This is a genomic window from Croceivirga sp. ABH4_376, assembly GCF_056160685.1.
In genome coordinates this window covers 53,591-67,724 of sequence record NZ_JBSWXQ010000004.1, presented here as the reverse complement: position 1 = coordinate 67,724, position 14,134 = coordinate 53,591, and the positions used below count along the sequence as shown (strand labels likewise).

9 protein-coding genes are annotated in these 14,134 nt (G+C 37.2%); 4 read left to right on the top strand and 5 right to left on the bottom strand.

What is annotated here, in order from left to right; translation table 11 throughout:
• Positions 1–10: 10 nt before the first annotated feature.
• Genes ACXAGS_RS10485 through ACXAGS_RS10470 form a run of 4 tightly spaced genes read left to right on the top strand, consistent with a single transcriptional unit; the run spans position 11 to position 4,561 of the window.
• Positions 11–1,399, top strand: coding sequence for a glycoside hydrolase family 88/105 protein (locus ACXAGS_RS10485; protein WP_474906600.1), 1,389 nt, complete (start codon positions 11–13; stop codon positions 1,397–1,399).
• Entirely contained in the window at positions 1,392–2,777 is a 1,386-nt protein-coding gene (locus ACXAGS_RS10480; RefSeq protein ID WP_474906599.1) for a sulfatase-like hydrolase/transferase, read from the top strand. Before ACXAGS_RS10485 ends, ACXAGS_RS10480 begins: the two co-directional genes overlap by 8 nt.
• Before the next feature lie 2 nt (positions 2,778–2,779).
• Positions 2,780–3,094 (top strand): L-rhamnose mutarotase, encoded by a 315-nt coding sequence (gene rhaM, locus ACXAGS_RS10475; RefSeq protein WP_474906597.1) that lies wholly within the window; start codon positions 2,780–2,782, stop codon positions 3,092–3,094.
• Positions 3,095–3,097: 3 nt separating this feature from the next.
• The gene (locus ACXAGS_RS10470; protein ID WP_474906596.1) at positions 3,098–4,561 is read left to right on the top strand and encodes a glycoside hydrolase family 28 protein; all 1,464 of its coding nucleotides are present in this window, start codon (positions 3,098–3,100) and stop codon (positions 4,559–4,561) included.
• 2 nt (positions 4,562–4,563) lie between these two features.
• Here ACXAGS_RS10470 and ACXAGS_RS10465 read toward each other — a convergent pair whose 3' ends face one another.
• From ACXAGS_RS10465 to ACXAGS_RS10445, 5 genes are all read right to left on the bottom strand, one after another.
• On the bottom strand, positions 4,564–6,060 hold the full coding sequence (locus ACXAGS_RS10465) for a rhamnogalacturonan acetylesterase (protein WP_474906595.1): 1,497 nt from the start codon (positions 6,058–6,060) through the stop codon (positions 4,564–4,566).
• Positions 6,057–8,936 carry a glycoside hydrolase family 2 TIM barrel-domain containing protein gene (locus tag ACXAGS_RS10460; protein ID WP_474906593.1) on the bottom strand — a complete coding sequence of 960 codons (2,880 nt, stop codon included), beginning with the start codon at positions 8,934–8,936 and terminating at the stop codon, positions 6,057–6,059. Before ACXAGS_RS10460 ends, ACXAGS_RS10465 begins: the two co-directional genes overlap by 4 nt.
• Entirely contained in the window at positions 8,926–10,206 is a 1,281-nt protein-coding gene (locus ACXAGS_RS10455; protein WP_474906592.1) for a rhamnogalacturonan acetylesterase, read from the bottom strand. Before ACXAGS_RS10455 ends, ACXAGS_RS10460 begins: the two co-directional genes overlap by 11 nt.
• A 54-nt stretch (positions 10,207–10,260) precedes the next feature.
• A complete protein-coding gene (locus ACXAGS_RS10450) occupies positions 10,261–11,307 on the bottom strand; it encodes a GntR family transcriptional regulator (protein WP_474906590.1) in 1,047 nt (348 codons plus the stop codon).
• A gap of 223 nt (positions 11,308–11,530) precedes the next feature.
• Positions 11,531–14,056 (bottom strand): M14 family metallopeptidase, encoded by a 2,526-nt coding sequence (locus ACXAGS_RS10445; RefSeq protein ID WP_474906589.1) that lies wholly within the window; start codon positions 14,054–14,056, stop codon positions 11,531–11,533.
• Between the last annotated feature and the right edge of the window lie 78 nt (positions 14,057–14,134).

Sequence of the window (14,134 nt, the reverse complement as noted above, 5' to 3'; positions counted from 1 at the left end):
CAATAGATTCATGAATAAGACCAAAAAACTATTGCCTTTAATTTGTTTTTGTTGTCTTGCCTTATCGGCCCAGCAAAAAATGAATGATGCTACTGCACCGCTGCATCTAATGCAACCCCAGTACGATTATCCATATGGGGTGCCAGATAAAGCAAAGATTAATTCGGTTTTATCTAAAGTACATACCTATTTAGAGCAAACTACGCCTACAACCATAGTAAATAAGGATAACGGAAAAGAAATTACAGATTTTAGGAAATTAGATAAAGTTGTTAATTTAACTTTTGGTACGGCAGATTTTAGGTTAGTAAGTTATGAGTGGGGGGTAACTTATGCAGGGATGCTTTTAGCTGCACAAGCAACTAAGGATTCTAAATATGCAAACTACACCAATAACCGTATTTCCTTTTTATCCAAGTTGTATCCAGAATTTCAGAAATGGGAGAAAAAACATCCAGAAGGGGAACATCCTATGCACTCTGTTTTGCATCCAAATGCATTAGATGATGCAGGAGCTATTTGTGCGGCAATGCTAAAAGCTAAACGAGAAGGCCTAGAAGCGAATGTAGACCCCATGGTCAACAATTTTATAGATTACATATCTAACAAGCAACTTAGGTTAACAGATGGTACGTTGGCTAGAAATAGGCCTATGAAAAATTCACTTTGGTTAGACGACTTATTTATGAGTGTACCCGCTTTGGCACAAATGGGGGCATATACCAAAAACAACACCTATTTTGATGATGCTACCCAACAGGTTTTACAATTTGCAGACCGCATGTTTGTGCCAGAAAAAGGGCTGTTTATGCACGCTTATATTATGGATATGGAAAGCCACCCTACATTTTTTTGGGGTAGGGCAAACGGATGGGCGGTTATGACCATGGTAGAACTATTGGAGGTTTTGCCTAAAGAACATAAAAACTACAACAAGGTTCTAGAGCTATTAAAAAAGCATATTTCGGGATTGGCAAAATTACAATCGGCAAATGGTCTATGGCACCAGCTATTAGATAAAAATGATTCTTACCTAGAAACCTCTGCATCTGCAATTTTTACTTATGCCATGGCAAGGGCAATTAATAGGGGGTATATAGATGCAAAAGCATATGGGCCAGCTGTTTGTTTAGCTTGGAATGCTGTGGCAGAACAAGTTAATGAAAAGGGGCAAGTTACGGGAACCTGCGTGGGAACAGGAATGGGGTTTGATCCGGCTTTTTATTACTATAGACCGGTAAACGTGTACGCAGCGCATGGCTACGGACCAGTTTTGTTGGCTGGTGCTGAGGTTTTGTTACTCTTAGAAAATACCCATCCTAAAATGAATGACAGTGCCGTTCAATTTTATGATACTCCCATAAAGACTACGGCACCAATATTTAGTGTTGATGAATAATGTGGTTTTTAAGATTCTGGTTTCATTTTTTGTTGGTTTGTGTTTTTGGGGTTGTGATAAAAAGATAAAATCGTCCAACCAATTACCCCAACAACAACCCAATATTTTATTGGTAATTGCCGATGATGCCGGTTGGAACGATGTGGGTTACCATGGTTCTAAAATTAAAACACCGGTTCTAGATAGTTTGGCTAACAATGGGGCTAAGCTAGAAAGATTTTATGTTGCTCCAACATGCTCACCCTCCAGGGCCGCATTATTAACGGGCCTGCCTGCTAGCAGATTGGGAATAGTGGCACCCATTGCCGGAAAGAGCAAAATTGCCCTGCCAGATAGTTTGGTAACCTTACCTAAAGCAATGAAAAAATTGGGTTATAAAACGGCCCTGTTTGGAAAATGGCATTTAGGTCTTACCCCGGAAAATGGACCTCAGGCATATGGGTTTGATACGTCTTATGGGTTTTTACATGGCCAAATAGACCAGTACACCCATGAATATAAAAATGGAGATCCTAGTTGGCATAAAAACGGAAAATTTATAAAGGAAGATGGACATGTAACTGATTTACTAACAGAAGCGGCCATTTCTTATTTTAATAAAGAAACAACAACAAATACACCAAGTTTTGTAACATTGGCTTATAGTGCTCCCCATTTTCCGCTACAGGAAGAGGAACGTTACAAAAAACCATATAGAAATATATTCGCAGATTCTAGTAGGGTAGATTATGCAGCCGCTATGACACATTTGGATATAGCGTTCGGTAGGCTTTTAAATTCCCTGAAGCGTTCTGGAAAGTTAGATAATACGCTAATTATTTTTATGAGTGATAACGGTGCCATGAAAAATTGGTATCCTAAAAATCAATATCAAGGTAAACATGGTCCAAATACTACCTTGGGCGATAATACCCCACTTAAAGATTATAAAACTACCAATTATGAGGGTGCTACACGTGTACCTGCATTTGCTTATTGGAAAAACCATTTTTCTAAACAAACTATAGACGATTTTATTGGAGTCATAGATGTTCTGCCAACTTTGGTGGAAATAGCGGGTGCTTCCGTTAAGCCCAATACTATTGAAGGAACTAGTTTTTTAAACCTACTTTATGGGGAACCGCAGACAAAAAAACAGCAGCTTTACATAAGAGGGCATCTACAAGAAAGTATATTAATACCTCCTTATAAATTAATACGTACTAGATCTAAACAAGATACCCTTTTGGAATTATATAATGTAGAGGTAGACCCAGAGGAAGCATTTAATCTAGCGGCTATAAATACTATTGTTACCAAAAAATTACACGAGCAGTTGATCAGCGAATTTGCCAAGGATGCGGCAACTGTAAATGGTCCAGAAATAATAGATAGATAATTATGAGACAACACGCATTTACCATGAAACTAAAACCAGGCTACGCCCAAGAATACAAAAAAAGGCACGATGAAATTTGGCCAGAACTTGCATCCCTTCTAAACACTTCCGGGATAAGCGACTATACCATTTACCTAGATGAAAATACAGGTACTCTTTTTGCGGTTCAAAAACTAGCCAAAGATTTTGATAGTTCGTTTCTACCCAATCATCCAATTGTAAAAAAATGGTGGGCATATATGGCAGATATTATGGAAACAAATTTGGATAATAGTCCGGTAGAAGGCGATTTAAAGGAAGTTTTTTATTTACAATAAACCATGGTTCTAACAAGATATATAAGCGTAATCCTGTTGGTGTTTACATTAGCCTGCAAGGAAAATAAAGAGACAAAAACAAACACTGGTAGCAAAACTAGTTTGGAGCCAGATTGGACCCATAAAGTAGGGGCTAAAAACGTTACGGTTCCAGAAAGCATATTTTATGCTAATGATTTTGGGGCCCAGAGCAAAGCTGGCTTTACCAATACCAAAGCCATACAAACGGCAATAGATTCTTGTGCTGCTAGTGGTGGAGGTATAGTTAAATTTAGACCAGGCACCTATCTTTCCGGGTCTATATTTTTAAAAGAAAATGTACAGTTGCATTTAGACAAGGGAGTAACCTTACTAGGAAGCCAAAATATTTCGGATTATAAAGAAATAGCTACCCGGGTAGCAGGTATTGAGATGCAATGGCCAGCGGCACTTGTGAATGCCATTGATACGCAAAATGTACTAATTTCCGGTCAGGGTACAATAGATGGTCAGGGTAAGGTTTTTTGGGATATGTATTGGAACATGCGTAAGAACGATTATGAGCCTAAAGGTTTAAGATGGATTGTAGATTATGATGCTAAAAGACCAAGGACCGTTTTAATACAAAACAGTGAAAACGTCATAGTAAAGGATCTTACACTACAACGTGCCGGTTTTTGGACAGTGCAAATACTGTATTCTAAACAAATAACCACGGACGGTTTAACCATTAGAAACAACATTGGAGGGCATGGTCCTAGTACAGACGGAATTGATATTGATTCTAGTAGTTACGTTTTGGTACAAAACTGTGATATTGATTGTAATGACGATAATTTTTGCCTAAAAGCGGGTAGGGATTGGGACGGCTTGCGCGTAAATAAACCAACGGAGTATGTGGTAATAAAGGATTGTAAAACGGGTAAAGGTGCCGGTCTGTTAACTATTGGTAGTGAAACCAGTGGTGGTATTAGACATATTTATGCCAATAATATACAAGGTAAGGGTACGGATGCAGGTTTAAAACTAAAATCGGCTACTACCAGAGGCGGTATAATAGAGGATATTATTTTTGATAATATGAAAATGGATAGCGTGGGTACTTTTTTAAGCATTAGTATGAACTGGAACCCTACCTACAGCTATTCTAAATTACCTAAAGAATATAATATAGACGAAGTACCCGAGCATTGGAAAACCATGTTAAACACAGTTCCAGAGGAAGAAGGGATTCCTCAATTTAAAAACATTGTACTTAATAATGTTTTGGTAAAACATGCCAACAAAGCAATTAGCGTAAGTGGTTTGGAGGTTTCTACCATTAACGAGGTGTATTTAAAAGATGTTCAAATTAATGCTGCAACCGCCGGTAGTATAAACCATAGTCAAAACTGGAAAATAGATAATGTAAGCTTACGTACTTTGGATGCTTCTAAAGTTGAATTGGAAAATTCCGCTAATATCAATTTAAAGGCTATTTATGATTAGTATTACTTCATAAAATAGACTATTTCACAGCCTTTTAATTGTTTTAAACTTTTGGCTGCTATTGAAGCGTTGAATTGTGCCCCTTTAAGGCCCGTATGTGTGTGGTCTTTAGGAAAGAATTCTGCTACCTTACTTTTACCTATAACTTCATAAGCAGTTGCAATACTGTCACTTAAATCTATATACTTTACATTATGGTTTTGGGCTATCTCTCTAGTCCATTTTATGTAAGAATCCGTACGTTGCTCTACATGACCGTTAGGCCATTCGTTTCGCGGAGTTAAACTGAATAGTATTGGTGTGGCCCCTGCAGCTTTGGTGTCTTTTACATACTGCTCTAAATACCAACCAAATGTATGTACTGTTTCTATGGAATCATTAGTAAATGCTACATGGGTTGTATCGTTTCCTATACCAGGTAAAGAGCCACGGTATTTTTCTTTATCAATGTTACCTGCATCGTTGTGGCCAAATTGGATTATAACAAAATCGCGCGGGGTAAGTTTACTTTTAATGGCATTCCAATGTCCTTGGTTCATAAATGTTCTGCTACTGCGCCCGCCAATAGCTTTATTCTGAACATTGACCCGTAAGGTATCTACAAATTGTAAAAATGGAACACCCCAGCCAACGGCATTATCATTATTATTATCTGCCATAGTAGAATCTCCTATTAAGTAAATGGTTCGTTTTGGGGGTAACTGAATGTCTGGATTATTTAGGAGTATATTGTTAAAAAAAGAAACCTTCTGCTGTAGGCTTTTGGCGACTAATTTTGCGGCAACCGCAGCTCCTTTTGCGTTGGTATGTGTGGCATCCCAATCGTAGAAATAAGTATTAATCACTTTTTCCATGCCAAGTTTTTCCATTTCCAAAGCTAGCAGATTGTTCAAGTTTAAGTAAGGAACTTTCTCTTCTTCGGCTACTTGTTTAACCCAACCACCGTAATTGGAGTTATTGCGTATAACCGTATTGTTAACCCATTTGTTTCTAGGTATGGGGGTAATCAAAATAGGTTTACCTCCAGCTATTTTAACATCGTTAACCATTTTTCTTAAGTACCAACCATAAGAATGTACCGTTTCGTGTTTACCAGTAAGTAGGTTGTCTATAGTTTCTGTCTCCTCTCCAACTCCCTTGATAGTTCCTCTAGCCCTTATTGTGTCGTTAATGGGGCCGTCATCATTATGTCCAAACTGTATTAAAACATAATCTCCTTTTTTAATTTTTGGAACAACGGAATCCCAAAGTCCCTTATCTATATACGTTCTAGAGCTAGTGCCGCCTAAAGCATGGTTTTTAACCTTTATTTTGGTGCTATCTAAGTATTGTTCTAAAAAATCGCCCCATCCCCAAAGACCATCCGCACCATCACCACGCCCGTTTTTAACGGTACTATCGCCTACGGTAAATAAGGTGGGTGTTTCTTTTTTAGAAGTACCACAGCCAATTAATATCAATGCGAACAGGCCTGTGATTAGTTGTTTTGATATGTTCATTTTGTTTTGTTGTAATCAATAAAATCGAACCAAAGGCTCATGGTAATTCCTTGATCTCCCTTTTTTATACGAATGTTAGTTGGTTGGCTATTAGGGCCATGGTCCGAAATGGGTTTGAATGACCGCATGGCTGGTATTTCATACATAAAGGAAATATCCCCTTCTGGAAACTCAGGCTGTGGATGGCTTCTTCCTTTAATTGCATATTTGGGATATTCCGGTGTAAATAACCTAAGAAACGTATTTTCATTTTCACTAAAAAACCGAAACGTATTATTTTTGGAATGGAGTGTTCCTGCGTAAAAATTGGCATGATAGCCTTTAAATTCAGGATAAATTAAATTCTCAAAACTCTCTCCGGTAATGGTATTATTATAGGCTTTTTCCCAAAGACCATAATTAACACCTTCCAGCCTGTTTTTCCAAACACGGTAAGGTCCTTTTCCAAACCATTTAAAGCCTAGAACATCAGTCTCTGGATAATCAAAAGACAAACCAAAACTATTGATTTTACCATCAAAAATAGGTCCGTCAAAACCTGTTATGGTTTTGGCTTTTTGTAGTGCTGTCATATTAAGGTTTATCTTACCATCTTGGGTCAATGTCCACCTTATTTTATCTATGGCTCCTGAGTAAAAGATGTCTACTACCGCAGTGCTATCTGTTTTAAAAGACCTTACAGAATCTACAACGGCTTTCATGCCAATTGGTTTAGGTCCGTTAGTTAGTGGGATGCTTTTTTCGCCACTTGTAATTTTAAGAACATAACCAGTAGTTTTATTTAGGATTAGGCTAATAGTGTTGGCCGTCATGGTAATATTTTCACCAATTGTATTTAATTCTATTTTAGATTTATTAGAAGTATTTTTTAGAAATTTGTTGGCGTAAAATTTAGCTTGATGAATGGGCCATGTAAACGTATTTACCGCTTGCCCTTTGTTGTTATACGCCGTTAGTTTTAACCAATCACCTTCAAAGAAATTTGCAGGTAAATTCAAATGGATATTTCTAGTCTCACCCGGAGAAATATCTGGAAATGCATGTGATGCCTCATGAATTACGCTTGCCGAATCTTTGGAATAAAATGAATTTCTAGGAGCTTTTACTACTTGGTAAGTATAGCTAAAGGCATTTAAGTTGGTGAATAAATTAGCGTTGCTAACGGCCAGTTTACCTTTAAACATTTTTGTAACTTGAACAGGTGCAATCTGTACGGGAGAAAAAATAGATTTAATAGCGTAATAACTACCTTCTTTTTCTCTATGGGGCCCTACAATGCCATCTGGGGCCAAAGAACCGGCAGAGTCATACCTACGCGGGCCTTCCCAATCTGTACGTAGAACTGCCTCATCTACAAAAGCCCAAATAAAACCACCAGCAAATAGCGGACTTTTACTATAGTTTTCCCAAAAATCTGCTAGACCTGCTCCGCCACCATTATCATAGGTGCTGTGCATAAATTCCGTAGGAAAAAATACATTTTCACCATTGGTAAATCTATGTAAGCCGGTTTGGTAAGTAGGGTAGTGGTGCGTGTCCCATCCATCATAATCAGACCAAGGGTGTATCACTATCCTATTTTGTAAATCTTTTGTTTTAAAGACCTTGTCCGCACCTGGTCCCCATCCGCCTTCATTTCCATTATCCCAAATAATAACGGCCGGATGATTGGCATCTTTATCGAGTACTTCTTGAGCAAGTTTGGCTCCTAATTTTGTGTCGTACGGGTTTTGCCAGCCAGCCAGTTCGTCCAAGACAAGAATTCCTAAAGAATCACAAACCGAAAGAAAATGTTCCGCTGGCGGGTAGTGAGTGCGTACGGCATTCATGTTCATATCCTTGATCAAGGAGGCATCTAACAAACTAATACGTTTACTAAGGCTACGGCCAGATTCTGGCCATATACTATGCCGGTTAACCCCTTTCATTATTATTTTGGTACCGTTTAGGTAAATACCATCTTTCTTAATAAACGCTAGGGTTCTAAAACCAATACGTTCATTTACGGTATGTAAAATCTCGCCTTTTTCTACTAATGAAACTTTTAAATTGTACAACACAGGATTTTCTGGAGACCATGGTTTAATGTTTTTCCATTGGGTATGGATTGTATCATTTTTACCATTGCCTAACTCAACTTCTTGAGATTGCCTAAAATTTTTAGTGGTAATCTCTTTTACGGACACTCTTAGGGTGGCGTTTTTGGCAACTTTACTTAACTGTGTAGCTAGTTTTAGGCTTCCGTCTTGCTGCGCATCAACTTTTAATTTGGCAATGTGTTTTTTAGGTAATATTTCTAACCAAACCGGTCGGTAAATTCCACCAAATAACCACCAATCTGTATACCGTTCTGCCCTATTAACAGATTCGTTTTTAGAGTGTTTGCTTACCGTAACCTCTAATACGTTTTCTTGACCGTATTTAAGAAACTTAGAAACATCATATTTAAACCTGTAGAAACCACCTTGATGTACGGGGCCAACCTTTTCTCCATTTAAAAATACTTCGGCATCTGTCATAACGCCATCAAACACAAGGTTAATGTGTTTATCCTTATGGTTTGGTTTAAGGTTAAAACGGTATTTGTAAAATCCTTTTTCCTTGCTGGGTTCTTTTAAGTTTAATTCTTTATACCATCTACCGTAGGTATACTCACCAAACCCCTGCAGTTCCCAATTAGAGGGTACGTTAATGGTAGACCATTGGTTACAATTATTTCCGTTACTGCATTTAAATTGCCAAGTAACCGGGTGTTCAAAGTCTTTACCACTTAGGTATATTTTTTCTGTTTCTTGCGCATGCATTACGTGGTAAGCGGTAAAGTTTAAAAGTAATAGGATAAACAGGTTTATTGGTCTATTCTGTTTAGTTACCATAGGGTTTGGTATTTTCAAATCGTGAATTGGTTTTAAATTCAAAAGTTTCATAGTTGTTTGGAAACGCTGCATCATATTTTGGTAAATCTCTTATAAAATACGATGTAGGGATTATATTTAATGCCCTTAAATTATAGGCTACGCATTGGGCAATTTCAAACGCTCCAAAATTGGTAAAATGTGTATCGTCTGCCAGGGCCGCTGTTTGATTTGGGAAACTGTTTTTAGGAAAATGAACATAAGCCTTTTTACTTTCTTCCGGCCCCCAAGCAAGTAACATTTTTGAGGTAAGTTGGGTTAAATCAACTAGAGGTACCTGCATCTCTTTGGCCACAAGTCTTACGGCATTTGGGTATTCGCCATGTGTTGGTTTTAGCTGTTTTTCGTTTTTAAAGAAGCGTCTTTGAATGGGGGTGAACAATACAGGATGCCCACCTTTTTTTTGGATTACTTTTATGTATTCTTTTAAATAGTTGGTGTAAGAGGCGTAGGGCCCAATATTTGGGCCTTTTCGTTTTTCATCGTTATGGGCAAATTGTATAAAAACATAATCTCCCTTTTTTAGATGAGAAAGAATTTTTGTTAGACGATTTCTCGCTTTGAATGAATGTAGCGAAGCACCCGATGCCGCATAATTGGCAATACAGATGTCTTTGGTTAAACTAGGTAAAAATTGCCCCCATGCGGCCCAAGGTTCTAAATCTTGGTCGGTTACGGTTGAATCTCCCGCTAAAAAAATAGTTTTGGAGTCTGTTGGTGTAATGCTAATGGATTTTATGCAGGTAGCTCCTAAAAATTCCAAGGTTAGTTTATGGTCCCAATTTAAAGTTCGTTTTTCCCTCTCTTTTAGATTTACATAAAGCGTATCGTTTATTACCGTATCCATTTTATGAACCAAATATGTTACCTCTTTGTGGTTGCCTTTTTCTATAATTAGATTGTTGCTTAATAAACGGCGAGATTCTGCTTTTATAGTGGTTTGGGTCTGTTTATTGGGGCTAGCCAATACTATTTTAACCAAATAATTACCTGGATTTGCTGTAACCGAAAAGTAGGAAGGTTTAGTTAGACAAACACAATTGTCTAGTTGAGCTATGTGGTTGTCCGTATTTAAATCCCAACCAGCACCACTATCTACGGTGTACGCTTGGCTACCTTCAAAATTATTGGTTGTATTATCTGCTAGGCCAAAAGTATACCTTTGCTCTTGCCCACTTAAGACAGCACCAGAGATAAACAAGAAGAATAATAAAACTTTTTGTACCACCATACTCGTGGTTAAAAGTACTATGCGATAACTTTGTAAGTATCCTGTGGTGTAAGGCTAGACAGAATTCCTTTCTATATAGCTAAAAACGTTCTTTACTTTTTCTCTTTTGTTTCTAAGTACCATGTAGGCAGCAGTTTCGCCCATAGCTGTAAAATCGGTACTTATTACGGTAATACCTAAAAGTTCTTTTAGTGGGGTTTCATTATAAGAAATTATACCAATATCTTTACCTAAGACCAATTGTTTGGCACGTACTTGCCTAACTAGATTTACCAAGTCCATTTCTTCTATGGTAATAAAAACATCCTTGCTTTGTAACTCCATTTCATCATAAATTTCATCTAGGATTTCAAAGTCAAAATTGAATTCTCCACAGAATTTTTGAAATCCGTATAAAATCCGTTTTGGATACGGAAAAACACTTTTGCTAGGGTATACCAAAATAAGTTTATCATATTTACGAAGCCTTTCCAAGGCTTCTTTTAGGGCATTGTAAATATCATTTTCAAAATCTTGATATAAGGCACCATAATTACCGTTTAATTCTAACCTTGCATTATCCAATACTATAAGTTGGTCTTGCGGAATTTTTTTCAATACTTCTAGCACATTTTTGGTTGCACTTACATGCCCTAGGTTCATATTCTTAAAATGTGGCATTATCACATAGTAATCATAGGCTCCTAAATTGCGTTCTATGGCCCTAGTAAATAAGGTTTCGTCGCAGTGGTAAATAAAAAGATTTACATGACCGTTTACCCCTAAACCATTAACAAAAGAATTGTAGATGCGCATCTTGTAAGAGCTGGGTTTATTTATTAAAAAGAAGACATTGATTTTAGAAATCAAATCGGTCTTTGCTACGTAAAACCCCTTGCCTTTAACTGCGGTTATTATTTTTTTTGTTTTTAGCTCAGAATACGCTTTTTCTATGGTGTCTCTAGACAACAAGAGGTTCTCACTAAGTTCATTTATAGATGGAATTTTACTGCCGATGGGTAAATTCCCTTTTGCTATATGGCTTATTAAAGAATCTACTACCTGTTTGTATTTTGGTATTCTAGAATCGTCATTTACAAGAATGTCCGTTGCTTTTATCACAATGGTAAATTTAAGGCTACGTCTAAATTTAGGGACATTTATATAGTAACCCAAGTATATTTTCTTTATTTCTTAAAACCCTTACACTACAGGATGCACTTACTTTTAACTTGGATTATTTTCGATTGCATTTTAGTTTAGTTAATTCTACTAGTAGAGTTAATTTATTCAAAAAAAAAGCCATGGTATTACCATGGCTTTTCCTTCTTTAGTTGGTTACTTGCTACATGCTTGGACCAAAAAATATGGCGTTCATCATTAATTTGTTAGTACCATACCAAAAAGCTCTAAAGTTGGTATTGTCCGTGAACAGGATTACTTTACCACGGCCCAATCTATTTACTTTAAATGGCACGCTACCATTTATTAATGCTTCGTTTTCTTCAGAAATATAGCCGCTTTGTAGTGGATTGGTCGTATACTGGATAGGATTGTCAAAACTATTTTTTTCTGGTTTTAAATAGATGTTGGTATTTCTAAATAAAGATATTTTATCATTTTTATAACCGTATCCAATAGGGTGGGTTAAATCTAAATTGGCTTCAAATATAGCCCCTCCGGTAACTTGGGCTCCATAGAAGTCACGACGCTTATCAAATGGAATGTTTTTGGCTTTTAAGGTAGTATCCTTAAGCATTTCTAAATCTAGAAACCCATTTTTGTTAAACCATTGGGCTACATTTCTGTAACCAATTACGGTACCACCATCTTTTACCCATTCTTTAATTTTTTCTGCTCCGCTTTTGTCCAAGACATTACTGCCATATCCGCTCGGAATAATTAAATCGGTATAACTACTTAAATCAACCCTGTTAAAATAATCAGTATCTATTTTGGTAATTTTCATTTGGTATCGCGTATCAAATAAGTGCCATATTTCGCCGGCGTCATAGGAACGTACGCCGTTACCCACTAAAAGGGCTACTTTCTGTTTTTTAATGGGGTCAAAATCATTACTACCCAAGTCTATACCAACGGTAGAACCTGTACCAACAGCGGTTATGTTTAACATACTCTCTTTTGCTACTGTTTGCAAAAAGGCAAACAATTCTTTACTATCCAAATCTTGCCCTTGTACGGGTATCATGATAGTGCCATAATCATAGTTGTTGCCTTCTACCGTAAAAGGAGATTTTGCAACTTTTGCTCGTAAACCTTTCTGTGTAATTTGGTTAAGTGCTTTTGGTGCATAATAATTATTCCAAGAGAATAGATAAGCATAATTGCTATGGCCACTTACTTTACCTGCTATTGGTTGCAATGCAGTAACCACATTTCCAGCGTTATTTAGTGTGGTAACTTTTTCATAATCTAAATTAAACGCTAGGGGAAAAGTCCAGGCGGATACATCATAAAACAAACTATCTGTAAAAGTGGTTCGTTTTTCGAACATGGCATGTATTAACCTTGGATTTTTTTGATTTAGGGGCACCACATAGGCCGAACCTTTCTTATAGTTTTTTCCGTTGATCTTAGCGTCTTCTTTTAACTCATGAAATTTAATCTGTTGTCTTTCTAAGATTTCTGCTAAATGCCAAGCTTTTGCGGCATCCTTTTCATCACCAAAAACATAGGCGTTATTTTTTTCTTTAGTAGCTTCTTGTGCAAGGTCTTGATAGAATTTTTTCTGATAGTTTAAAATTTTAGCACGCATACCATTTGCTGCCGCAACGGTAGATAAAGCTGTTGTAAACTGATTTCTAATGGTAAAAGGAAAGGTTAATATGCCATTTTCACTTTCTTGAATGTGCCCTCTAGAACTTCCTTGCTCAAACAAGATTCCTATACTCCCATTAACATCTGGGAAGGTAGAACCTTTGCCGTAATAGTAATCGTCGTAATTTTCTTCAGAATAATATAAAGAACCAATTTTATCCAAAGCTTTGGCATGGTAGGTGCCAATTTCTTTGGTAAGTTCTTGGTTTATTTTAGGGGTTAGTGGGTGTACTCTTGTAGGTTCTCCTGGTTGAAAAAAGAAAGTTGAATTAGTTCCCATTTCGTGGTGGTCCGTTAAAATGTTGGGCATCCATTTATGAAAAGATGCTATACGGGCCCTACTTTCCGGTAATTGTACCGGTAACCAATCACGGTTCATATCAAACCAATAATGATTGGTTCTACCACCTGGCCAAACCTCGTGGTATTCCCTTTCGTTCCCATCTGGATTTAGGTTCTGGCTTTTGTGAATGTTGGCCCAATAAGCAAAACGTTGCAAACCATCTGGATTAAAACTTGGGTCCAGTAATATTACGGTATTTTTTAAAATGGCATCTATTTCTTGACCTTGTGCGGCTGCTAAGTAGTAGGCATAGGCTAGCGCGGCGTTAGAACCACTTGGTTCATTACCATGAATGGAAAAACCCTGATACACCACTATGGGCATGTTTTCTACGTTTAAAGCTCCTGTTTGTCCATTGGTTAATGCTAAATGCTCCTTTCTAATATTTTCTAAATTAGAATGATTTTCTGGAGCGGTCACCGTTAATAGTAAAAGAGGTCTGCCCTCAAATGTGGTGCCTCTATCTTCTATGGTAAACCTATTGGTGCTTTTTGCTAGCGTTTGCATGTAAAAACTTAATTTATCATGCGTTACGTGCCACTCACCAACTTCGTGGCCAATTACCTCTTTAGGCGTAGGTATATTGGGGTCATACGTAACGTTTTGTGGTAAGTAGTAATTTAAATTTTCTTGTGCATGGGTGGTTAAGCAAAAAAGTATTGCCGCCAGAATTGAAAGTCTGTGTTTCATTCTCGGATTGGTTTTGAGTTAGTCGAGCCTAAAAATAAAAAAACGACCTGGGTTACAGGTCGTTTTAAAATTTTATTA

What these genes read in the sequence shown, in the direction of transcription:
- ACXAGS_RS10480 (WP_474906599.1), top strand. Translation starts at nt 1,392, where the DNA reads ATGAATAATGTGGTTTTTAAGATTCTGGTTTCATTTTTTGTTGGTTTG.
- ACXAGS_RS10445 (WP_474906589.1), bottom strand. Translation starts at nt 14,056, where the DNA reads ATGAAACACAGACTTTCAATTCTGGCGGCAATACTTTTTTGCTTAACC.
- ACXAGS_RS10485 (WP_474906600.1), top strand. Translation starts at nt 11, where the DNA reads ATGAATAAGACCAAAAAACTATTGCCTTTAATTTGTTTTTGTTGTCTT.
- ACXAGS_RS10460 (WP_474906593.1), bottom strand. Translation starts at nt 8,936, where the DNA reads ATGGTAACTAAACAGAATAGACCAATAAACCTGTTTATCCTATTACTT.
- ACXAGS_RS10470 (WP_474906596.1), top strand. Translation starts at nt 3,098, where the DNA reads ATGGTTCTAACAAGATATATAAGCGTAATCCTGTTGGTGTTTACATTA.
- ACXAGS_RS10465 (WP_474906595.1), bottom strand. Translation starts at nt 6,060, where the DNA reads ATGAACATATCAAAACAACTAATCACAGGCCTGTTCGCATTGATATTA.
- rhaM (WP_474906597.1), top strand. Translation starts at nt 2,780, where the DNA reads ATGAGACAACACGCATTTACCATGAAACTAAAACCAGGCTACGCCCAA.
- ACXAGS_RS10455 (WP_474906592.1), bottom strand. Translation starts at nt 10,206, where the DNA reads ATGGTGGTACAAAAAGTTTTATTATTCTTCTTGTTTATCTCTGGTGCT.